Annotated in this window: 20 protein-coding genes; 11 read left to right on the top strand and 9 right to left on the bottom strand. The window is 55.3% G+C overall.

Features of this window, described 5'->3' with window-relative positions; all coding sequences use genetic code 11:
• Positions 1 to 17: 17 nt before the first annotated feature.
• Positions 18 to 866, bottom strand: a complete 849-nt coding sequence (locus SHEW_RS04975) for a sulfurtransferase (RefSeq protein WP_041406978.1) — start codon at positions 864 to 866, stop codon at positions 18 to 20.
• A 240-nt stretch (positions 867 to 1,106) separates the two neighbouring features.
• The gene (locus SHEW_RS04970) at positions 1,107 to 2,603 is read right to left on the bottom strand and encodes an aldehyde dehydrogenase (protein ID WP_011864772.1); all 1,497 of its coding nucleotides are present in this window, start codon (positions 2,601 to 2,603) and stop codon (positions 1,107 to 1,109) included.
• A 246-nt stretch (positions 2,604 to 2,849) separates the two neighbouring features.
• On the opposite strand from SHEW_RS04970, the gene aptA reads away from it, so the two are divergent.
• The 4 genes from aptA (at position 2,850) to SHEW_RS04950 (ending at position 6,982) form a co-directional block, all read left to right on the top strand.
• Positions 2,850 to 4,190, top strand: a complete 1,341-nt coding sequence (gene aptA, locus SHEW_RS04965; protein ID WP_011864771.1) for an omega-aminotransferase AptA — start codon at positions 2,850 to 2,852, stop codon at positions 4,188 to 4,190.
• 50 nt (positions 4,191 to 4,240) lie between these two features.
• Positions 4,241 to 5,731, top strand: coding sequence for a CoA-acylating methylmalonate-semialdehyde dehydrogenase (locus SHEW_RS04960; RefSeq protein WP_011864770.1), 1,491 nt, complete (start codon positions 4,241 to 4,243; stop codon positions 5,729 to 5,731).
• A 55-nt stretch (positions 5,732 to 5,786) separates the two neighbouring features.
• The gene (locus SHEW_RS04955; protein WP_011864769.1) at positions 5,787 to 6,152 is read left to right on the top strand and encodes a cupin domain-containing protein; all 366 of its coding nucleotides are present in this window, start codon (positions 5,787 to 5,789) and stop codon (positions 6,150 to 6,152) included.
• Positions 6,153 to 6,262: 110 nt separating this feature from the next.
• Positions 6,263 to 6,982, top strand: coding sequence for a TorF family putative porin (locus SHEW_RS04950; RefSeq protein ID WP_011864768.1), 720 nt, complete (start codon positions 6,263 to 6,265; stop codon positions 6,980 to 6,982).
• A 117-nt stretch (positions 6,983 to 7,099) separates the two neighbouring features.
• Here the strand turns inward: SHEW_RS04950 and SHEW_RS20810 are convergent, their stop codons facing one another.
• The gene (locus SHEW_RS20810; protein WP_011864767.1) at positions 7,100 to 7,270 is read right to left on the bottom strand and encodes a hypothetical protein; all 171 of its coding nucleotides are present in this window, start codon (positions 7,268 to 7,270) and stop codon (positions 7,100 to 7,102) included.
• 125 nt (positions 7,271 to 7,395) lie between these two features.
• On the opposite strand from SHEW_RS20810, the gene SHEW_RS04945 reads away from it, so the two are divergent.
• Positions 7,396 to 7,740 (top strand): DUF3634 family protein, encoded by a 345-nt coding sequence (locus tag SHEW_RS04945; RefSeq protein WP_011864766.1) that lies wholly within the window; start codon positions 7,396 to 7,398, stop codon positions 7,738 to 7,740.
• Between the two features lie 60 nt (positions 7,741 to 7,800).
• On the opposite strand, the gene SHEW_RS04940 is transcribed toward SHEW_RS04945, so the two are convergent.
• Both SHEW_RS04940 and SHEW_RS04935 read right to left on the bottom strand, forming a co-directional pair.
• Complete coding sequence (locus tag SHEW_RS04940; protein ID WP_041406452.1) at positions 7,801 to 7,992, bottom strand: hypothetical protein; 192 nt, start codon at positions 7,990 to 7,992, stop codon at positions 7,801 to 7,803.
• Between the two features lie 15 nt (positions 7,993 to 8,007).
• Complete coding sequence (locus SHEW_RS04935; protein ID WP_011864765.1) at positions 8,008 to 8,958, bottom strand: polyprenyl-phosphate transporter; 951 nt, start codon at positions 8,956 to 8,958, stop codon at positions 8,008 to 8,010.
• A gap of 212 nt (positions 8,959 to 9,170) precedes the next feature.
• Between SHEW_RS04935 and SHEW_RS04930 the strand changes: the two genes are divergently transcribed.
• The 4 genes from SHEW_RS04930 to bamJ all read left to right on the top strand — a co-directional run bounded on the left by SHEW_RS04930 (position 9,171) and on the right by bamJ (position 12,390).
• Positions 9,171 to 9,647 carry a hotdog fold domain-containing protein gene (locus tag SHEW_RS04930; RefSeq protein ID WP_011864764.1) on the top strand — a complete coding sequence of 159 codons (477 nt, stop codon included), beginning with the start codon at positions 9,171 to 9,173 and terminating at the stop codon, positions 9,645 to 9,647.
• 375 nt (positions 9,648 to 10,022) lie between these two features.
• Complete coding sequence (locus SHEW_RS04925) at positions 10,023 to 11,252, top strand: hypothetical protein (protein ID WP_150099944.1); 1,230 nt, start codon at positions 10,023 to 10,025, stop codon at positions 11,250 to 11,252.
• A 227-nt stretch (positions 11,253 to 11,479) separates the two neighbouring features.
• On the top strand, positions 11,480 to 11,830 hold the full coding sequence (locus SHEW_RS04920) for a DUF1294 domain-containing protein (RefSeq protein WP_041406446.1): 351 nt from the start codon (positions 11,480 to 11,482) through the stop codon (positions 11,828 to 11,830).
• Positions 11,831 to 11,916: 86 nt separating this feature from the next.
• On the top strand, positions 11,917 to 12,390 hold the full coding sequence (gene bamJ / locus SHEW_RS04915; protein WP_011864761.1) for a BamJ family beta-barrel-assembly machinery protein: 474 nt from the start codon (positions 11,917 to 11,919) through the stop codon (positions 12,388 to 12,390).
• A 212-nt stretch (positions 12,391 to 12,602) separates the two neighbouring features.
• Here the strand turns inward: bamJ and SHEW_RS04910 are convergent, their stop codons facing one another.
• The 3 genes from SHEW_RS04910 to SHEW_RS04900 form a co-directional block, all read right to left on the bottom strand.
• Positions 12,603 to 13,841, bottom strand: coding sequence for a M24 family metallopeptidase (locus SHEW_RS04910; RefSeq protein WP_011864760.1), 1,239 nt, complete (start codon positions 13,839 to 13,841; stop codon positions 12,603 to 12,605).
• Positions 13,842 to 14,158: 317 nt separating this feature from the next.
• Complete coding sequence (locus tag SHEW_RS04905) at positions 14,159 to 14,938, bottom strand: ROK family protein (protein ID WP_011864759.1); 780 nt, start codon at positions 14,936 to 14,938, stop codon at positions 14,159 to 14,161.
• 158 nt (positions 14,939 to 15,096) lie between these two features.
• A complete protein-coding gene (locus SHEW_RS04900) occupies positions 15,097 to 16,293 on the bottom strand; it encodes an MFS transporter (RefSeq protein WP_041406977.1) in 1,197 nt (398 codons plus the stop codon).
• 508 nt (positions 16,294 to 16,801) lie between these two features.
• Between SHEW_RS04900 and SHEW_RS04895 the strand changes: the two genes are divergently transcribed.
• Positions 16,802 to 18,589: an aminopeptidase P family protein gene (locus tag SHEW_RS04895; protein WP_011864757.1), complete on the top strand. Its 1,788-nt coding sequence runs from the start codon at positions 16,802 to 16,804 to the stop codon at positions 18,587 to 18,589.
• Between the two features lie 99 nt (positions 18,590 to 18,688).
• Here the strand turns inward: SHEW_RS04895 and SHEW_RS04890 are convergent, their stop codons facing one another.
• Positions 18,689 to 19,888 carry an EAL domain-containing response regulator gene (locus SHEW_RS04890; RefSeq protein WP_011864756.1) on the bottom strand — a complete coding sequence of 400 codons (1,200 nt, stop codon included), beginning with the start codon at positions 19,886 to 19,888 and terminating at the stop codon, positions 18,689 to 18,691.
• Positions 19,889 to 20,207: 319 nt separating this feature from the next.
• On the opposite strand from SHEW_RS04890, the gene SHEW_RS04885 reads away from it, so the two are divergent.
• A complete protein-coding gene (locus SHEW_RS04885) occupies positions 20,208 to 21,506 on the top strand; it encodes a DEAD/DEAH box helicase (protein WP_011864755.1) in 1,299 nt (432 codons plus the stop codon).
• The last annotated feature ends 9 nt before the right edge of the window (positions 21,507 to 21,515 follow it).

Here is a 21,515-nt window from a genome sequence, read left to right as displayed (position 1 = left end):
TTTTCTGTTAGTAACGACTACGCCCCTTGCTCAATAGGCAAATCGGCATTGCTGCCCCAGTCGGCCCAGGAGCCATCGTAGAGCACCGCCTTGTCATGTCCCGAGGCCACAGAGGCTAAGATCAGGATACAGGCGGTAATGCCTGAGCCGCAGCTGAAGATCCGCTCTGCTTCCTGCTCGCCCACTAGCTGCTCAAACATGGCCTGCAGATCCTCGACCCGCTTCATCCTATGTTCGCGCAGCAGCTCGCCAAAAGGCAGGTTTACCGAGCCGGGAATATGACCGCAGCGCACGCCTGATCTGGGCTCACTTACCTCACCGGCGAAACGCCCCGCTGCCCGCGCATCCAAGATAACACTGTCGCCTCCCAGGGATTCGAGCACATAGTTGGCGTCACAGATAAGGCCCGGCTGGAAATCCGCCACATAGGGCACAGACTCTTCATCTATTACCGTGGGCTGATAGCTCTCGCTGGTCATGCGCTCCTCGCTGAGCCACTGGGGCAGGCCGCCATCGAGCACATAGACATTCTCATGGCCCATCAGCTTAAACATCCACCAGGCGCGCGGCGCGCTGTAGATCCCCTGATTATCGTAGATCACCACCAGGCTGTCTCTGTCTATGCCCAGCGCCGTAGCCCCTTGCTCAAACTGCTCAGGGGTGGGCATCGCGTGCAGCTGCGATGAAGTGGTATCGCAAAACACCTGTTCGATATCAAACTTTTGCGACCGGGGAATACAGACAAACTCATCATAGAGTATGGGTTCCTTGCCCACCACACTCTGCATACTGGCGTCGAGCAACACCAGATTACCCTCAAACAGATTCGCCTCAAGCCAGGCGGTGGTAACTAACGGGTATTCCAATTCCATAGTGACTCCCAATGTGGGGGCTAATCAGCATCTGCCCGCCCCTCTTATCAATAGTATGACGCTTATCTGTAAAGACAATATACGATGGGAGGGGCCAAGGACAAGTGACTTATTTTAACCCTGCTAACAAACTGGCATAAAAAAAGCCCTTTATTGCTAAAGGGCTGTGATTAAAGCGTTTTGTATAAGCGGGTTGCTTGCCGCTAAGACGGTGGCTTTCCCTGAAAGGCTTTCCTATAGCGCGATCCAGGTCGCCTTGATCTCGGTATACTTGTCGAAGGCATGCAAGGACTTGTCGCGGCCGTTACCGGACTGCTTATAGCCACCAAATGGCGCCGTCATGTCACCACCATCATAGTGGTTGATCCACACCATGCCGCTACGCAGCGCCTTGGCCGTCTTGTGAGCCTTGCTGATATCTGAGGTCCAGACGCCAGCCGCTAGGCCGTAGATGGTATCGTTACCGATACGAATCGCCTCCTCCATGCCATCGAAGGTGATCACCGACAGCACAGGGCCAAAGATCTCCTCCTTGGCGATGGTCATCTCATTCTTCACGTTGGCGAAGATGGTCGGCGCCACATACACACCGCCTGTTTCGGCCAGTACCTGCTGGCCACCTTGACGCAGCTGAGCCCCTTCGGCTACCCCTGCGCGAATGTAGCGCAGCACATTCTCCAGCTGCTGCTGGTCCACCACGGCGCCACAGGTGGTGGCAGGATCCAGCGGGTGTCCCGGCTGCCAGGCCTGCATCTCGGCTTCGATCAGGTTAATGAGTTCTTCCTTCACCCCCGACTCCACCAGCAGACGGGAGCCCGCGGTGCAGACCTCGCCTTGGTTGAAGGCGATAGCCGAGGCCGCCGCAATCGCCGCCTCTTTAAGGTTCGGCGCGTCGTTGAAGACTATATTCGGGCTCTTGCCCCCGGCCTCCAGCCAGACACGCTTCATGTTGGATTCGCCGGCATAGATCATCAGCTGCTTGGCAATCTTGGTCGAGCCGGTAAACACCAGGGTATCGACATCCATGTGCAGCGCCAGCGCCTTACCCACGGTATGGCCGTATCCTGGCAGCACGTTAAGCACCCCTTTAGGGATCCCCGCCTCTATCGCCAGCTGCGCCATGCGAATGGCGGTCAGCGGTGACTTTTCTGAGGGCTTTAACACCACGCTGTTGCCTGTGGCCAACGCAGGGCCCAGCTTCCAGCAGGCCATCAAGAGTGGGAAGTTCCAGGGCACGATAGCCGCCACCACACCTACGGGCTCACGGGTGATCATGCCGATCTCGTTATGAGCCGTTGGGGCAATTTCATCGTAAATCTTATCCACCGCCTCGCCCGACCAGCGTAAGGCGCGAGCCGCGCCCGCCACATCGACGGCGCCGGAATAACGGATAGGCTTACCCATATCCAAGGTTTCCAGCAGGGCCAGCTCATCCCTGTTTGCCTCGAGCAGATCGGCGAAGCGAATCATCACCTGCTTGCGTTTTACCGGCGGCAGCTGCGACCAGTCGCCGCGCTCAAACACCTCGCGGGCATTGGCAACGGCGCGGTTGGCATCCAGCAGATCGCAACTGGCCACCTGGGTCAGCACCCTGCCATCGATAGGGCTGATACAGTCGAAGGTGTCATTCGAATCGGCGGCGCAGTATTCGCCATTGATAAATGCCTGGCCCTGAATCACCAGGCTGTCCGCCATCTCTTGCCATTGTTCGCGATTTTGTGGAGTACTCATTCTGACCTCTTAACGGGTGATAATTGCTCTAGCGTCAATGCTAATGCACGTCCACGCCCTCTCTGGCGCGACTGTGCCTGCCCTAGATTACGCTCAACCCTCAATCAATTTCAATATTTTTTACAAAAAGTTATTTTTTGCTATAAATAATGAACAAAAAGCTTTCATGTTCATTATTTCTGACATAGCATAGCGAATATCAACCACTCAATAAAACAACAATTACACAGAACCAGGGTAGATGATATGGAAGATTTTAATAAAGCTGACCAGGTAGCAACAGGCACGCTGGAACACTATTGGATGCCTTTTACCGCCAATAGACAGTTTAAACAAAGTCCCCGCCTCCTCGCACAGGCAGAGGGGATGTACTACAAGGATGTAAACGGCCGTCCCGTACTCGACGGCACAGCCGGTCTCTGGTGCTGTAATGCCGGACACGGTCGCAAGGCGATCTCCGAGGCGGTCAGCAAACAGATCCACGAGATGGACTATGCACCCTCATTCCAGATGGGCCACCCACTGGCCTTCGAACTGGCCGAGCGTCTCGCCGCCATCGCCCCCAAAGGGATCAACAAGGTATTTTTCACCAACTCTGGCTCTGAATCTGTCGACACGGCGCTGAAGATCGCCCTCAACTACCACAGGGCCCGTGGTGAGGCGACCCGTACCCGTTTCATCGGTCGTGAGCTGGGATACCATGGCGTCGGCTTCGGCGGCATCTCAGTTGGTGGCATAGGCGGCAACCGCCGCACCTTCAGCCAGCAGCTACTGCAGGGGGTCGACCACCTGCCCCACACCCTGGATATCCAGCAAAACGCCTTCTGTAAGGGACTACCGGAAACCGGCGCAGAGAAGGCCGAGGTGTTGGAGCAGCTCGTTACCCTACATGGCGCCGAGAATATCGCCGCGGTGATCGTCGAGCCTATGTCGGGTTCGGCCGGGGTCATACTCCCGCCTCAGGGCTACCTTAAGCGTCTGAGAGAGATCACCCGCAAGTACGGCATCCTATTGATCTTCGATGAGGTGATCACCGGCTTTGGCCGTGTGGGCGACGCCTTCGCCAGCCAGCGCTGGGGCGTCACACCGGATATGATCACCACAGCCAAGGCGCTCAACAACGGCACCATCCCCATGGGCGCCGTGCTGATCGACGATGCCATCTATGATGCCAGCATGGATGCCCCAGAGGGCGCCATAGAGCTCTACCATGGCTACACCTATTCAGGCCATCCGGTAGCTGCGGCCGCCGCCATCGCTACCTTAGATATCTATCAGGAGGAGCAGTTGTTCGAGCGCACCAAGTCTCTGGAAGGCTACTTCGAAAAAGCGGTGCACAGCCTCAAGGGACTACCGAACCTTATCGACATTCGTAACACAGGCCTGGTAGCCGGTATCCAGTTTAGTCCGAGCGATAAAGGCATAGGTAAGCGCGGCTTCGGCATCTTCGAGACCTGTTTCAAGAACGGCACCCTGGTCAGGGCAACGGCCGACACCATCGCCCTATCGCCGCCACTGATCGTCGACGAGGCCCAGATTGACCAAATGGTCAACACCCTAAGCGATGCCATCACCACAGTTGGCTAACCCAGAATAACCAAGACACATTAGAGATTTTTGCAGGGAAATTACGCGCTATGCAGCAGATAAACCACTACATCAACGGCCAGCACACACAGCCCAGCGCCCGCAGCGCCGCCGTCTTCGAACCCGCCACCGGCGAGCACAAGGCCAACGTCTCCCTGGCCAGCGCGCTCGAGGTGGATGCGGCCATCGAACTGGCCAAGAAGGCCCACGGCCCCTGGTCAGAGATGACCCCCCTTAACCGCGCGCGCATTCTGTTTAAGTTTAAGGCACTGGTCGAAGCCAACATGGATGAGCTGGCGGCCATGATCACCCGCGAACACGGCAAGGTGCTCGACGATGCCAAGGGCGAGATCATCCGTGGCCTCGAGGTGGTGGAGTTTGCCTGTGGCATCCCTCATCTACTCAAGGGCGAGCACACAGAGCAGGTCGGTGGTGGCGTCGATGCCTGGACACTCAACCAATCCCTGGGCGTAGTGGCCGGCATCGCCCCCTTTAACTTCCCTGTGATGGTGCCTATGTGGATGTTCCCCATCGCCATCGCCGCGGGCAATACCTTTATCATGAAACCGTCGGAGAAGGATCCGACCTCCGTGATGCGCATGGCCGAACTGCTCACCGAGGCAGGCCTGCCGGATGGCGTGTTTAACGTGGTCAACGGCGACAAGGAAGCGGTGGACACCCTGCTGACCCACAAGGACATTCAGGCGGTGAGCTTCGTTGGCTCCACGCCAATTGCCGAGTATATCTATCAGACGGCGGCGGCTCACGGCAAACGTGTACAGGCCTTGGGCGGCGCGAAGAACCACATGCTGTTGATGCCAGATGCGGACCTCGACCAGGCGGTCAGCGCCCTGATGGGCGCCGCCTATGGCAGTGCCGGCGAGCGTTGCATGGCGATCTCTGTCGTGCTGGCCGTCGGCGAAGTGGGTGATGCCTTGGTAGAGAAACTGCTGCCACAGATCCAGGCGCTCAAGGTCGGTAACGGCCTGGAAGGCGAGATGGAGATGGGACCGCTGATCTCGGCGCAGCATCTCGACAAGGTACGTAGCTATGTGGACACAGGCGTGAGCGAGGGTGCAAGCCTGCTGGCCGATGGCCGTCAACTCACGGTCGCCGATCACGAGCAGGGCTACTTCCTCGGCGGCTGCCTATTCGACCACGTCACCCCAGAGATGACCATCTACAAGGAAGAGATCTTCGGCCCAGTGCTGACCATCGTCCGGGTGAAGGATTATGCCGAGGCGCTGACCCTGATCAACGAACACGAGTTTGGTAACGGCACCGCCATCTTTACCCAGAGCGGCGAGGCGGCGAGACACTTCTGCCACCATGTGCAGGTCGGCATGGTTGGGGTCAATGTACCTATCCCAGTCCCTATGGCCTTCCATAGTTTTGGCGGCTGGAAACGCTCCCTCTTCGGCCCACTGCACATGCATGGCCCGGACGGCGTACGCTTCTATACCAAGCGTAAGGCGATCACCGCCCGCTGGCCCAAGGGCAAGGGGAGTCAGGCAGAATTTGTCATGCCGACCATGAAATAAACTAAGCTTAAGGCGCCTCGCTGCGCCTTAAGTCTATCTGTAAATTGGAGCAGAAATGACACAGACTATTGATGCCATCATCAACTTTGGCCAGCATAAGGTTAAGACGGAACACTATGAGGTGGCACCGGAAAAGGTATTAAGCGGGGAGCCTAAGCAGCAACTGGAGAACCATTACTCCAGCCCCTGCGATCAATTTCACGCCGGGATCTGGCAGGGCCAGGTCGGCAGTTGGAAGGTCAACTACAGCGAACATGAGTATTGCGAGATCCTATCGGGCAGCAGCGAGATCATTGATGAAGCAGGCAACAGCCTGACGGTCAGCAAGGGCGATCGCTTCGTCATCCCCGCCGGTTTTAAGGGCGTATGGCGAGTGCTGCAGGAGTGTCGCAAGATTTACGTCGTATTTGAGCAAAAATAACTAAAATCATTGCCATGTAGTCTCAGCTAACTAGCTGTTGTTTGGCTTAATCTGATCTGGATAGCTTGCTAACCGGATCGGTGTCAACAAAGTGAAATGGAGAAACCACCGTGTATAAAAAATTTAATAAGAAACGGATAGCCCAGCTAGCTGGCTTAACCTTGGCAACCGCGCTAATCACACCTTTGGCACAGGCTGAAGTCTCGGGAGAAATTGGCGTCACCAACGATTACCGCTTCCGCGGTATCTCACAAACCGCAGGCGACTTTGCCGTTCAAGCCAGCATAGATTACAGCATGGAAAGTGGTTTCTTCATCGGTGCCTGGGGCAGTAATGTCGATGATGAAAGTTATGATGCCGATGTCGAAGTCGACTTCTATGCCGGTTACGCCGGCGCCTTCGGCGAAGACGATGCGGTGGAATATGACTTCACCCTGACCTACTACACCTATCCGGGACAGGATGAGAGCACTAAGTATCTCGAGGCCTCACTAGGCTTCTACTTCGCCGACTTCCACTTCGCCCAGTGGTACACCAACGACTACGCCAATGCCGATGTGTCTCTGCACTACAGCGAGCTGAACTACTCCTACGAGTTTATCGAGAACTGGAGCATAGATGCTCACGTGGGCTACAACTATGGCGACGGTGCGGACCTAGACTGGGGTGAGAACTATGTCGACTACTCCATTGGCGTCTCCACCGAGATCGGCGGTGTCGGCCTGTCGCTGGCCTGGTTAGACACTAACCTGAGCAGCGACAACGAGATCAAGGACGGTCCATGGAAGAACGAAGGCACTATTCTGGCCACCGCCAGCTACGCCTTCTAACCCCCAGCCCTCCCCAACCAAGTGATTGTAAAAAACCGCCTTCATCGGCGGTTTTTTATTAGGGGTATATTTACGAGTTTAAGGACAATCTACTCCTAAACTCGACAATCGCTAGCATTACAGCTTCAGGCTCTCCCCCCGGCGGACTCGCTCGGCCAGGGCGCGCCAGTAATTCACCAGCTCTTGATGCGCCTGCGCGCGCTCCGGAAAGGTTTGCGACAACCCTTGCAGAATGTTGGCTTGCTGATGACAGAGTTTTTCCCAGCGGCGGGCATTAGACAGGTGCATAGTGTTTTCCTTAACGTATTAAACTCCTTCGAAGAGTATAGCCAGTTTATTAAAAATTTGATCTAAGCCGCTAGGAAAAACCCTTAGCCGGGAGTATCTTCAAACTATAACGCTAAGGAGTGACTATGACTGAAACCCTATTGAAAATCGCCTTTATCCTAGTGGGCCTCTTTCTGATCTACAAGCTGATCTTCTCAGGCAAACGTGGCTTAAGCCTTTTTGAGATGCATTTTAAAGATGGCCGTCTCATCTCCCACAAGGGCAAGATCCCGGAGAAGTTTCAGCGGGAATGTAAAGCCATCGCCAAGAGTGAGAAACTGACCTGTGTGGTACGCGCCGAGAAGAGTGGCAGCGTCAGACTGCATGTGTCGGCCAACGTCAGCGATGCCATCATTCAGCGCATCCGCAACCAATTTCCGTTCGAATACTACGACAAGAAAACCGTCGATAATTCGCGTCAGGCAGGCTAGGCCCGCCCAAAGCTAAACCTAGCCTATGCTAGACCTAGCCTAAGCAGAGGCCGCCCCGAGTTACGGATTCAGATACTGATCCAGGCGGCCATCTTCCTTGGCATCGTCTATGATGCGTTGATTATCCTGTGACATGGGATCCTTGACCTCCGGCGGATCCCCTTGGGGCTCAGACTCAGCCGTCACACTCATGTTTATCCCTGTCGAACAGGCGCTTAAACCAAGCGCCACCAGCAGTATCCACTTATTCATCTTTCGTCCCCACTCCTAGTTTTTAGCGGTATTCTTACTTTTAGTGCTAGCAGCATTGTCGCCAGCAAAATATTCCAGTGCCCATACCAGCGCGATACCCGCCAACATGGCGCAGATGGCCAGGCCAAGCTGCGCCGGTTGCCCGGTCAGTTGCTCAAAATTCATGGGCGACAGGTTCTGTTCCAGCAGCGGCACCTGCTCGCCCGCCGAGTTTTCACGCCAGGTGAGCACCTGCTTCCAGGGCCAGATCTTACCTAGAGTGCCGAGCATCAAGCCGGTGAGGAATATAAGCGTGGCGTCATGGTATTTACGCAGCAGCGCCGACAGCAGATGACTGAATGAGAGCAAGCCTGCCACACAGCCACTGGCGAACGTCAGTAACACGGGAATATCCAGGCTCTTGGCGGCGCCCAGCACCGAGGTGTAGAGGCCGAGTAGCAGCAGGATGAAACTGCCAGAGATCCCCGGCAGCAACATGGCGCAGATAGCGATGCTGCCGCCGATGAAGACATTCAGATAGGTCATCTGCATATCGATTGGATGCAGCACTGTGATCCCCCAGGCAAATGCCACGCCCAGGGCAAACAGGGCCAGGCGTCCCACAGAGAAGCCCTTCACCTGCTTGAGCATATGCACCACAGAGATGATGATGAGACCGAAGAAGAAGGACCACACGGGGATCGGATGACTATGCAGCAGATAGGTGATCAGCTTGGCCAGGGTAAAGATGCTGGTGAGGATACCGCCGAACACGGCGATCAGGAAGGGGCCGTTAATATGCATAAAGGCGGCCTTCAGCCCCTGCTGGCGGATCACGCCGATGAGGCTGGGATTAACCTTACGTATGCTGTTGAGCAGGGGGTCGAGGATCCCCGTGATGAAGGCAATGGTACCGCCGGAAACGCCGGGCACCACATCGGCGGCCCCCATGGCCATCCCTTTGAAATAAGTCAGCAGATATTTCACTCAAGATCCTTAAGTTAATGATTTTCTTTAAGCCAAAAGCCTTAGCGCCCGATTATACGCGCCCGGTGCAGCCAAAGGAAAATGAAGTTTGGTTTAGGCGGCCAAATCACGGGCCTATTGTTAACCACTTGTTATTCGGCTAGTCTAACAACTCATCTGACCAGACAAGCTTTTTCTTCAACCAGCAAAGCATTTTAATAACGAGTAAGCCAATGAATAACAAACCGACACGGGTGATGGCCCTCTACCACCGCCTAACCAAGTGGCCACTGGGCCATAAGTTTTTCTCCCTCATGGTGTCACGCATGGCGCCTTACTTCGCCACCGTTAAGCCCCTGGTCACAGAGCTGAGACCCAACTATTGCCAGTTGCTGGTGCGAAAGCGCAAGGCGGTGCAGAACCACATAGGCACAGTGCACGTCATCGCCATCTGTAATGGCCTGGAGATGGCCATGGGCACCATGGCCGAGGCGTCAATTCCTGCCCACCTGCGCTGGATCCCCAAGGGAATGAGTGTCGACTATACCGCCAAGGCCGGCAGCGACATCCGCTGCATCGCCGAGGTCACGCCCGAACAGTGGGTCGAGGGCGACATGCTGGTCAATGTTACCGCCCTGGATGAGAACGATGTGGTGGTGGTCAAGGGCCACATCAAGCTGTGGATCTCCCTCAAACCCTCAAAAGCCTAGCCACGCTTTAACACAGATTTGCTGGGTGGTTTACCTACGCCACCCAGCAAGCAAACGCATGGCACTGTCGATAATCCTATGAAAACTTGACAATTTAGCCTCTGTCTCTCAAGTTAGTGGCATACTTTGGCATCAGGGAAGCGCCACATGGGAGCGACATTAAGGACAATATCTAGCTACACCCTTTTATTGGGATATCTTTGCCTCACGGCTAACGCCTCAGCCTCAGATAATGATGGCAATAAAAGTGCCCGCATCTTAGACAAGCAGCCTAACTGTATCGAGACGACGTTAGCACCGATATCGCTGACTCTTACGAGTAAAAAGTATCCCGCAGAGACTAAACCTCTGGAGAGCGAAGCCTTTAAATCAGCGTTGAATCAGTTAACTCAACAAGCGACAGGCAGAGGCGCCGAAGTCATTGTTCTCACCCAGGTGAGCAACCATATTGTCAGCAAGATGAAGGAGAAGAAGCTTTCTCAACGCTCCAGCCAGGAGATGGTTAAGGTCACTCAGTTAAAGACCCATCTCGAAGCACAGCTATATCGTCTCTGTGAGCATGATAAAAGCCTGTCACAGACAGCAGCCGCCTATGACAGCAAGGGCTATGAAATTCGCCAGTCTCGCTTCGAGTACACCTTTGAGGCCCCCACACCTCAATCGGTTGCCAAACTTGCGGCGGCGAAGAGCCTGCCTCCCGCTTTAGTATCGTTAGACAATGGCGTATATGGCGCCAAACTCGGCATAAGTCCCGAAGCCCTCTATGATTTACTCGGCCCCGCTAGTATAGAGTTACCGCTTAGCGATCAAGATTTTGCCTGGGGTTACGGCAGGCAACTCTGGTTTGTGTTTACCAAAGAGCGGCTCGTCGCCATCTCGACAGAGTTCAGCCCATTGAACAATACCGGCCAGAATCTTATCGATTATCGCGACGGATTCGACGGTGCCCCTTGGTTAATTAACGGTGAGATCGCCTATCGCACGCCCATCTCACAGGTCATTCGCACCTTGAGTGCCAACCAAGCCCAGCGACAGGGCGACCACCTCAACCTCAGTGACGGTAAGCAGCGCTTGATCCTTAACTTTGATACCTATCTCCAGAGCGGCGAAGCGACGTCCGAATCTCAATTAACCGGCTTTAGCCTCTATCAAGACAAGGCCAAGCTGACGCTGCGAGGAAAACAACCCAACAAGGAGGCGCTCCAGCCACTGCTAAAACAGCTCACCCCTTCGTTTGTCGGTGAGCGTCCTAGCCTGCAGCAACTGCAAAAGGCCTATCCCAGCATAGCGAGATTAGCTATCTCGAGCGATGGCGAATGGTGGCTGCTGGGCAACCATCTGCAACTTAAGTTCGACGGCGACACCTTACATAGGGTTAGACTAGCTTCAGGTATTTACCCAAATGCAGACGATGCGGATCTTGCCGTGCTATGCGATAAGATGGCGGTTCCATCGCAAAAGGATAAACTGCTTGCGCAATTCGAACAGGCTAACGATGAATTCGACAGCGTCGATATTTATGAAAAAAACTTTTCGCTGGTGGCGAAATATGACTCTTATGATGACGACGCGACGCTATACGAACTGGAGATCACCTATTTCTAAGTGATATAAAACCCACTGCCCAAATTAACGCAAGAGCATCAATGAGACAGAATCGTCCTAACAGTCACAGTGTAACACCTAGGCAAAGCGTAAAACCTAGGCAAAACATAAGCGGGCCTGGAGAAACAACAGGCCCCAAGACATCAAGCTCCAAGCGCCCTCATGGGGGAAAGATCAGACAAAAAGGGACGAGATGGACTCTAGCCGATAAACTACGCCTCCTGCTGATGATGGCACTGTTTATCGGCCTACTACTTGCTAGTCTGTTGCAACGACTACCAATAGCAGTCTTCATCTATTACGTCGTCATAAGCCTCATCACTTTTACCAGCTACGCGATCGACAAACGTGCCGCCAGGCAAGACACCTGGCGCATTAAAGAGAGTCGTCTGCATTGGTTATCCCTACTGGGTGGATGGCCGGGGGCCATGCAGGGCCAGCAGCACCTGAGACACAAGTCCAGTAAGCGTGCTTTTCGTGTTGTGCTCTGGCTGACGGTGATCATCAACCTCAGCCTGTTAGGCGCACTGGTATCACCTCAAGGGCAAGCCCTGCTGACACAGCTAGGGGTTAACTAGCCTATTGATTCAGATGAGCCCTCCTCGTTTACCCACAGGGCACAATTGGCTATGATGAAGGCCGCACTTTTATAGGAAAATCAAAGATGAGAATGATATTAGCAGTCGTGGTGATCGCCGGCGTCTTGTTTTACTTCTTTACCAGCATGAACAATCAGAAGGCGGCCAAGGAGAATATCGCCAAGGGCGAGGCCTTTCTAGCGCAGAACAAGACAGAGGAAGGGGTTATCGAGACCGCTTCGGGGCTCCAGTACAAGGTTTTGGCAAAGGGCGACGGCAGCGTCCATCCCAAGGCCAGCGATACTGTGACGGTTCACTACCATGGCACGCTGATCGACGGCACTGTGTTTGACAGCTCGGTCGAGCGCGGCGAGCCTATCGCCTTCCCGCTTAATCGCGTCATCAAGGGCTGGACCGAGGGGGTACAACTGATGGTCGAAGGGGAAAAGACCCGCTTCTTTATTCCCAGCAGCCTGGCCTATGGCAATCGCAGCGCCGGCAAGATCCCCGGCGGTTCCGTGCTAATCTTCGATGTCGAGCTGATTAGCATAGAAAGGTAGAGACAGTGACTTACGACATGAAAAACGCGCCCTAAGGCGCGTTTTTTGTATCATACCAATCACGGAAATAAGTGATCAGAAATAGCACAGGAAAAACGTTAGAGAACAAGGCGAAATTTTTCGATAAGTAGTTATTCTACAATCAAAAATAGTAACGCAGTTATCGAACGTTTTAACAAGCTAGCATGCTCAGTTATTTACTACGATTGGTATCAGTACCCGAAGGGGTTATCGATAGAGTGAGCCGGTTGGGTAAACCATTTCGGGCCGCTCTGTGTCATATAGAAGTGATCCTCGTGGCGCACCCCAAACTCGCCCGGCACACACAGCATGGGCTCGTTACTAAAGCACATTCCAGGGGCCAGCGGCGTATGGTCATTCAGCACCAAGTAGGGCCACTCATGGATATCTAGGCCTATGCCATGTCCCGTCCTGTGGGGCAGACCCGGCAGGTCATAACCTGGGCCGAAACCCGCCTGCTCGAGTACGTCGCGGGCGGCGCGATCTACGCTTGAACAAGGTGCCCCCACCTTAGCGGCCTCGAAGGCGGCTAGCTGAGCATCTTGCTCCAGTTGCCACAGCTGACGCTGACGCTCGCTCGGCGTGCCGTAGACATAGGTGCGGGTAATATCTGAGTTATAGCCGTGTAGCTGACAGCCGGTGTCGATCAACACGGTATCGTTAAGCTCGAGCGCCTTAGGCGACTTAACCCCATGGGGATAGGCCGAGTCTTCACCAAAGAGCACGATACAGAAATAGGAGCCTGCAGGAGCACCCACGGCTTTGTGGGCCTGGTGAATAAAGCTCTCCACCTCGCCGACTGTGATCCCTTCATGCAGGATGCGTGCGGCGGCCTTGTGCACCTCAAGGGTCATATCCTTGGCGCGCTGCAACAGGGCTAGCTCTGTCTCAGACTTGATCATGCGACAGGCGGCGGTAACCGTCTTACCGTTAACGAATTCAAATGCCGGCGCCAGTTGACGCACGCCATCGAAGATGAAAAACGCCGCCGACTCATCCATCGCCAGCTTGCCTTGGCTTATGCCAAGTTCACCGAGTCGCTGAACGAACAAGCCATAGGGACTCTCATCCTCATGCCAGCAGTTCACCCGCCCCTCGATAACCATGTAGCCCTTAAGTGTGTCGAGTTCGAACGCGGGAGCGATATATTCAAGCTCACCCTCGGCGGGCAATATGGCCCCCACCATACGCTCACTGGCGTACCAGCGCGTGCCGGTAAAGTAGTAGAGGTTAGTGCCGGCGTTGAGATAGATGGCCGCAATGCCCTGCTGACGCATCAGCTGCTGCGCCTTGTCGATACGCGCCCGGTACTCCTGCGCCGAGATCCCTTCGACCCCTTGGGTCATATCAGACAGCTTGGCCAGCTCCTGCTCGGGCGTCGAGCCGCCAACACCCATCGTAGAAATTAAGCCTGTGGTATTTACACTCATAGTTAACACCTTTGATGGCAGTCGCGAGGCCAACCCGCAACCACCATGGAAAAGAAGAATGACAGGCAGCCTTTTTAGCATAATGTATACAAAAAAGCAGTAGCTAACAGAAAGAAAAATCTTCAAGGTGCTCAAGGCTTAAGGGGGAACTCAAGAGCTAACGCAACCTAATCGACAAACGTAAAAGCTGGATAACGACTAAATCGAATTAGTGCCTTCTGATTTTGCTCGCAATACTTTTACTCGGAATGGTTTTTTTACTTCTGTTGACTTTAGGAGCTATGGCTTTAGGAGCTATGACGTTATGAGCTAGGTCTTCACTCGGCGTGCTGGGCCAGCAGTACCTTGAGGCCGCGGCACACCAGGGTCTCCATATCATCGACCCGGGCGATGTTAACATCCCCCAGCGGCGCCGTCAGCGCCAGCTGTCTCAGGGACTCGACGCAGCCCTTGTAATAGTCCGGCTGATTCATCATAGGGCCCGCAAGCCAGATACGATTAGGATTCAGCAGATTGATGGCCCAGGCGATGCCCATCCCCAGATAGCTACCGGCGCGGTAGAGCTCCTGGGGACTCTTGAGGCCGCGAATGCGAATCGACTCGCCACTGGCCAGCTGCTCCAGACTGTACTCGCCACCTTCACTCATCACCCGGCAATGACCCAGCTCGCCGGCTACGCCGCCTGCACCGAGAAACGGCTCGCCCTTGATGGCGATCGCCATGCCGATGCCAGCGCCGCTCATCAGCAGCAATTCGCAGGCATTTTTGGGGTCACAGACCGCCAGCATGCCGGCATCGATATCGTTGTGGAGCAGGCTAAAGCGGGCCTGAGTCTTGAGCTTGGCCAGTGACAGGCCGTTGAGCTTAGGTGCCACCTTGCAAGCGATCAAGGTATCTTGCTTCACCAGTCCTGGCACCGCCACCCCTAAGGCATAGTCACTCAGGCCATAGTCGGCTTCGATGTCAACGATGTGGCGGTTGAGGTCGGCCAGGGTGAAGTGCTCGCCGGTGGCGATTTTATATTGCTCGGTGCGCCCCTGAGTCTCAATTTCGAACAGGGCGGTAGTCGCGCCAATATCTATGGTCAGGGATTGCATAACGAGCTCCGTAGCCGACTAGCTCATCACAGCGAGAGCCTCTCGGCGCGATGAGTAGAAGAGTTGTGTATCGCTAAATTTTATCACAAAAACCATCAACTAAGGCTATATAAAATGCGACTAACACCTTGCTTTGATTGAATTTCCATCAAGACTTATCAGGTTTCATCGATTTTCTGCTCATTTGCCAGCCTCAGCGGCACCCGCCCCCAGGCCATCAGGAGTAGATGAATGGCCAGCAGCGGGATACAGGTGAGCAGCATCACCTCCCAGCCTAACCAGTGCAGCACCCAGCCGGCGCTCAAGGAGGCTAGGGCCTGGGAACCAAAGACGAAGGCATCGTTAAAGGCCTGAACCTTGAAGCGTTCTTCGCTGTGATAATAGCGTGGCAACAAGACGGTACCAGCCACAAACAGCAGGTTCCAGCCGACGCCTAACAGCACTAGGGCCACCCAGTAGTTCAACAGCTCTCGTCCGAGCAAGGCGACCGTGATGGTCACCCCATAGGCTGCCAGGCCCACCAGCATCATGCGGCTGGTGCCAAACTTGGCCACCAGGTAGCCGCTAAACAGCGAGGGGAAATACATGGCGATGATGTGACTCTGGATCACCCACTTGGTATCGGCCAGGGAATAGTGCTCCATGTGATGCATATGCAGGGGCGTGGCCGTCATGATGAAGCTCATCATGCCATAGCCTATGGTCGCCGCGCCGATGGCGGTCCAGATAGAAGGCTGCAGCAAGATGTTGCCAAGGGGACGCACGGCCTGATGGGATGCCGCATGGGCCGGTTTGTCCTGGCGATTTTCCTGATAGAAACAGAGCACCAGCCCCGCCATCAGACAGACACAGATCAGAAACAGAAAGGCGCCCACATGAGGCGTGGCAAACAGGTTTTCACCCAGCACCGCAAGTTCTGGCCCCATAATGGCGGCCACCAAACCACCTACCAAGACCCGGGAGGCCGCCTTGGCACTATCGAGCGCCGCCACCGACTCCATGGCCGCAAAGCGGTATTGCTGTACTATCGCCCCGGCAGAGCCCAGGAGCAGGCCACTGAGACAGAAAGGCACGAAGAGCTGTGCCTGGGTGGCGAAGGCCGCCAGGAGACCACCACTCGCCCCCAAGCCACTACCCAGCAGAAAAATCTTCTTGCGGCCGAAGCGACGCATCAAACGACTGACAGGCACCACTGAGACGGCCACGCCTATCACCATGATGGCAATCGGCAGGGTGGCCAGCGCCGGGGTTGGCGCTAATTCGGCGCCAATCAGGCCGCCGAGCAACATCATCATGGGGGTTGCACTCATGGCAAAGGCCTGAGCCAGGGTTAATACCCATACATTTCTTGGCATAAAGGTAGGATCTACTGATCTTCTGCGTTCATTTTGCAGCATTCTGTATTCATTCTAGGCAAGGCAGAGCACTTGCAATCTAGTACGCTAGTTAAATAAGCGATAACCCAGTAGAAAAATGATACAGACGCTGCCCCTAGGCTTCGTCTTGAAAACAAAATTTGTGCTCATAAAGGTCAACTGCCCCTAATCACAAATCGTTCACTTATAAGCAAAATACTGGCTCGCGGCGAACTTTACCAGCCTAGAACGCGGATATTGCGCGCTGTATCTCTGCCCCTCAGCGCTATCTGATTCAATATCCACAGGAAACCTAGCGACTCACACCAGGCTTTACGCCGTCCTTGATCAGCTTTTTCGCGCCTCCCTTCCAACTCACCCGCCGAGCTGCGATAATCGGCGGCAACTCAGCCAATATCTCACCTCTGGAGATAGGGCCAAGCCTATTCGCTCAAGCCCAGAAGGCCACGCTTAGATGGCCCCGTAATTGGGTACTAAAGGAGACTTCATGACATCTGTAACCGCACAACGTCTAGACGCCGTAAGAAGTGACATGCTCAGCCAAACCCTCGATGCCTTCATCGTGCCCCGGGCCGACGAATATCTGGGCGAGTATGTCCCCGAGCGTAACGAAAGACTGCACTGGCTCACCGGCTTTACCGGTTCGGCGGGCATGGCCATAGTGCTCAAAGAAAGCGCCGCCATCTTCATCGATGGCCGTTACACGGTTCAGGTCAAGCAGCAGGTAGACAGTGCTCAGTTCGATTATCAGAGTCTCACCGACACGCCGCAGATCCCTTGGCTCATCGCCCAGCTAAGCGCAGGCGCTCGCATCGGCTACGACCCGCGCCTACATACCCTGAGCTGGCAACAACAGGCCGAGGCCCAGTGTCAGCGCGCCGGTATCGAGCTGGTTGCCGTGGCAGACAACCCTATCGATCGCCACTGGCAAGAGCGCCCCGCCGCCTCCAGCGCCGCCATCAGCCTGTTTAGCGAGCAGAGCGCCGGCATCAGCAGCACCATGAAGCGTGAGCAGATAGGTAAGGCCGTGGCCGCAGTTGGCGCCGATGTGGCGCTCATCAGCGCACTGGACTCCTTCTGCTGGCTGCTGAACATTCGCGGCAGCGACGTACCTCGTCTGCCCGTGGTCTTAGGCACGGCCCTGCTGTATAAGAATGGCGAGATGACACTCTTTACCGATCTCGCCAAGCTACCAGAGGGGATCCAGGCCCATGTGGGCGCAGGTGTGAGCTTCATGGCCGAGACCGAACTCGAAGGCGTGTTATCTAAATTCGATGGCGTCAAGCTACTGGCCGACCCAGACAGCGCCAACGCCTGGATGCAGCTAACGGCAAAGCAAGCCGGTGCCAGGCTGATCGCTGGACAAGATCCGGTTGCCCTGCCCAAGGCGCAGAAGAATCCGGCCGAACTCGCCGGCCTTAGCGCCTGTCATATTCGCGACGGCGTGGCCGTGAGCCGTTTCCTCGCCTGGCTCGACGTCGAGGTAGCCGCCAAGCGTCTCTATGACGAAGGCACCCTGGCCGATAAGCTAGAGAGCTTCCGCCTGGAAGATCCCCTGTATCGCGAGCCAAGCTTCGACACCATCTCGGCCGCAGGCGCTAACGCCGCCATGTGCCACTACAACCACAACAATGGCACCCCAGCCATGATGACCATGGACAGCATCTATCTGGTGGACTCGGGCGCCCAGTATCTGGATGGCACCACAGACGTTACCCGCACCATAGCCATCGGCGAGGTCACCGACGAGCAGCGTAAGATGGTCACCCTGGTATTGAAGGGCCATATCGCTTTGGATCAGGCCAGATTCCCTAAAGGCACCACGGGCCAACAGCTCGACGGCTTCGCCCGCCAATACCTGTGGCAGCACGGCTTCGATTATGACCACGGCACTGGCCACGGCGTGGGCCACTTCCTCAGCGTCCATGAGGGGCCACAGCGCATCGCCAAGAACAGCAATGGCGTCGCCCTGCTGCCGGGCATGGTGGTGTCGAACGAGCCGGGCTACTACCGCGCCGATGCCTTTGGTATTCGTATCGAAAACCTCATCACGGTGCAGGCCTGCGAGGCCCTGGCCGGCGCCGAGCGTGAGATGTATGAGTTCCATGCCCTCACCCTGATCCCGATCGACACTCGTCTTATCGATAAGCAGCTGCTGAATGACGCCGAGATCAACTGGCTCAATGGCTACCATCAGAGAGTCAGAGAGACCCTGAGCCCGCTGATGCAAGGCACTGAGCTCGACTGGCTACTCAAGGCGACCGAAGCTATATAAAACTTTGGCTATATAAAGCTTTAGCTATTTAAAGCTTTGGCCTTTTAAGACTGGGGCATTTACCCCATAAAAAACAGCACCCTAAGGTGCTGTTTTTGTTCAGGCCTGAACCAAGCGCTCGCGGGCCTTTAACCAGCGCACCAGCTCGCTGTAGGGTTTAGGACGGCAGATGAGATAGCCCTGCAAGGAGATATCCTCTATCTGCTCCAGGTAGTTGAGATCATGGATATCCTCTACTCCCTCGGCCACCAGATGAATGCCGAGCTTGCCACTGATCGCCTGCATAGATTTCAGTATGGTCTGAGAGACAGGGTCTTTATGTATGCCATGAACCAGGCTGCGGTCCAGCTTCAGTTCGCTGATAGGCAGGGTGCACAGCTGGGAGAGATTGGTATAACCGGTACCGAAGTCGTCTATGGCGACGCCGATACGGTTCATCCTCAGCTGGCTGATGGTAGAGTGCTGACGCTGCTTATCCAGCACCTGATTTTCGGTGATCTCCACCGTCAGGCGCGACGGCGATAAGAGGTTTTGCTCGCAATACTGCATCAGGCGGGTATGCCAGCCGCTCTGATTGAGCTGCTTGGGAGTCAGGTTGATCGACAGGTGGCACTGTTTGCAAGATTCGAACTGGCTGATCAGCGCCCACTCTGGGATGGCATTGTTCAGCAGCTTAGTGGTCAGGCTGTTGAGGGCATTGTTGCACTCGGCCACATCGATAAACTTATCTGGGGTGATCAACTGCAAGCGAGTGCCCTGCTGCAGGCGGCACAGCACCTCGAACCCCTTTATCTTGCCGCTGGCGATATCCACCTGTGCCTGATAATAGGGAATGATCTTATTGGAGTTGATGGCGCGGCGGATCTCGTCGATGCTCATCAATCCCTTGTGGCGTACACCGTTGCCCTGAAAGGCCATCAGGCGATATCGCTCGACACAGACCCTGAGCTGCTCCGTGGTAACTGGTTTCATCAGGGCGCCCAGCAGCCTGAGCTTGGAGGCCTCCACCAGCTGGGAGGCGGCCTCGACGATACGCGACTCCATGCCAGAGGCGATGATGATCCCCCCCTTAAACTCCATCTTACTCAGACGCATCAGAAACTCTATGCCGTCGACTTCGGGCATATGCAGGTCTACCACCACTATCTGGTAGTCATCGCTATATTTACTTAAGGTTCGAATGGCGCTGCGGGCATCGCGGCAGAACTCCACCTTGTCCACATCCAGCAGCAAAAAGTGACGGCTGAGCACCCGACAGGCGCTCAGCGAATCATCGACGATCAAGACATTTATCGACATGACATCCCCTCATCCAAAGCAGGATGCTGCCTCGCAGTTGGGGCATACCAAATATACACCTAAGCCTCCATGCCTGTGACAACCTCCAAACGTTAACTTAATAAGGTTAGTTCAGCGCGCTTAAGTGTCAAATTGACCCAAATTGTCGGCACAGGCGATAATGACGGCAGATAAAAGTGCAGGTTTTAACCGAAAATTTTGCTATACTCCGCGGCCGCCTTTGTGGCCCAGGGTGGTAATGGGTTAAGGTACAGCTCGAGTCTGGACTAAACTCAATTTGATATGTCGTTATTTTAAAAGGTAAACAACAGGATATCCCATGAGATTTGAATCTTTCAGTTTTGCTCCCGAGATTTTGCACGCCATCTCAGAATGTGGGTACCAAAAAATGACGCCCATTCAAAAAGAGGCCATCCCGGCGATCCGTCGCGGACAGGATGTGCTCGCCAGCGCCCAGACGGGTACCGGCAAGACGGCAGCCTTCGCCCTGCCTATCCTGCAGAAGATGTTCGATAGCCCAAGCGACACTCAGCGCTCCAACACCCGCGCGCTAATCCTGGCCCCCACCCGCGAACTGGTGGCTCAGGTGGCCGACAACATCAAGCAGTACAGCCGTTACCTGCCCATCTCAGTGCTGACCGTCTATGGCGGCGTCAAGATGGATACCCAGGCGGCTAAGGTAAAGAAAGGCGCCGACATCATAGTGGCCACCCCGGGTCGCCTGCTGGAGCACCTGCAAGCCTGTAACCTCAACCTGTCTAACGTCGACTTTCTGGTGCTGGATGAGGCCGACCGCATGTTGGATATGGGCTTCATCACAGACATCCAGAAGATCCTGCAGCAGGTTAATCGCGACCGTCAAAACCTGCTGTTTTCCGCCACCTTCTCCAGCGCCGTCAAGCAGCTGGCCAACGAGATGCTGGTCAAGCCTAAGCTGATCGCCGTCGACAAGCAGAACACCACGGCGGTAACCGTCAGCCAGGTGGTCTACCCAGTGGAGCAGCGTCGCAAGCGTGAACTCCTCTCAGAGCTTATCGGCAAGAAGAACTGGCAACAGGTATTGGTATTTACCGCCACCCGTGAGGCCGCCGACGTCCTGGTGAAAGAACTCAACCTGGACGGCATCCCCTCGGCTGTAGTTCACAGCGAGAAGGCCCAGGGCAATCGTCGCCGTGCGCTGCGAGAATTTAAAGAGGGTAAGGTGCGCGCCCTGGTTGCCACCGAGGTCGCCGCCCGCGGCCTGGACATTCCCGAGCTGGAATATGTGGTCAACTTCGACCTGCCCTTCCTGGCTGAGGACTATGTTCACCGTATCGGTCGTACCGGCCGCGCCGGTCGCACTGGCGTCGCCATCTCGCTGGTGAGCCGCGAGGAGGAGCGCACCTTAGCCGACATCGAGAAATTGATCGGCAATAAGATCCGCCGCATCACCATCCCAGGCTATGAGGTGGGCAGTCGCGATCTCTTGATCAAACAGCTGCAGAAGCGTCGCAGCTTCGCCAAGAAACAGCAGCGCAGCGACAACGTGGGCGCCCAGGTGATCGCCGAGAAGAACATGGGGGCTCGCCGGGTGAAGGTGAAGAACTCATCCAACGCGAAAATAAAGAAGCAAAAATAATCGACGTAC

This window comes from Shewanella loihica PV-4 (assembly GCF_000016065.1).
GTDB classification, from domain to species: Bacteria; Pseudomonadota; Gammaproteobacteria; order Enterobacterales; family Shewanellaceae; genus Shewanella; species Shewanella loihica.
Note: the sequence above shows the minus strand (reverse complement) of the source record. Positions and strands in the feature narration are given on the sequence as shown.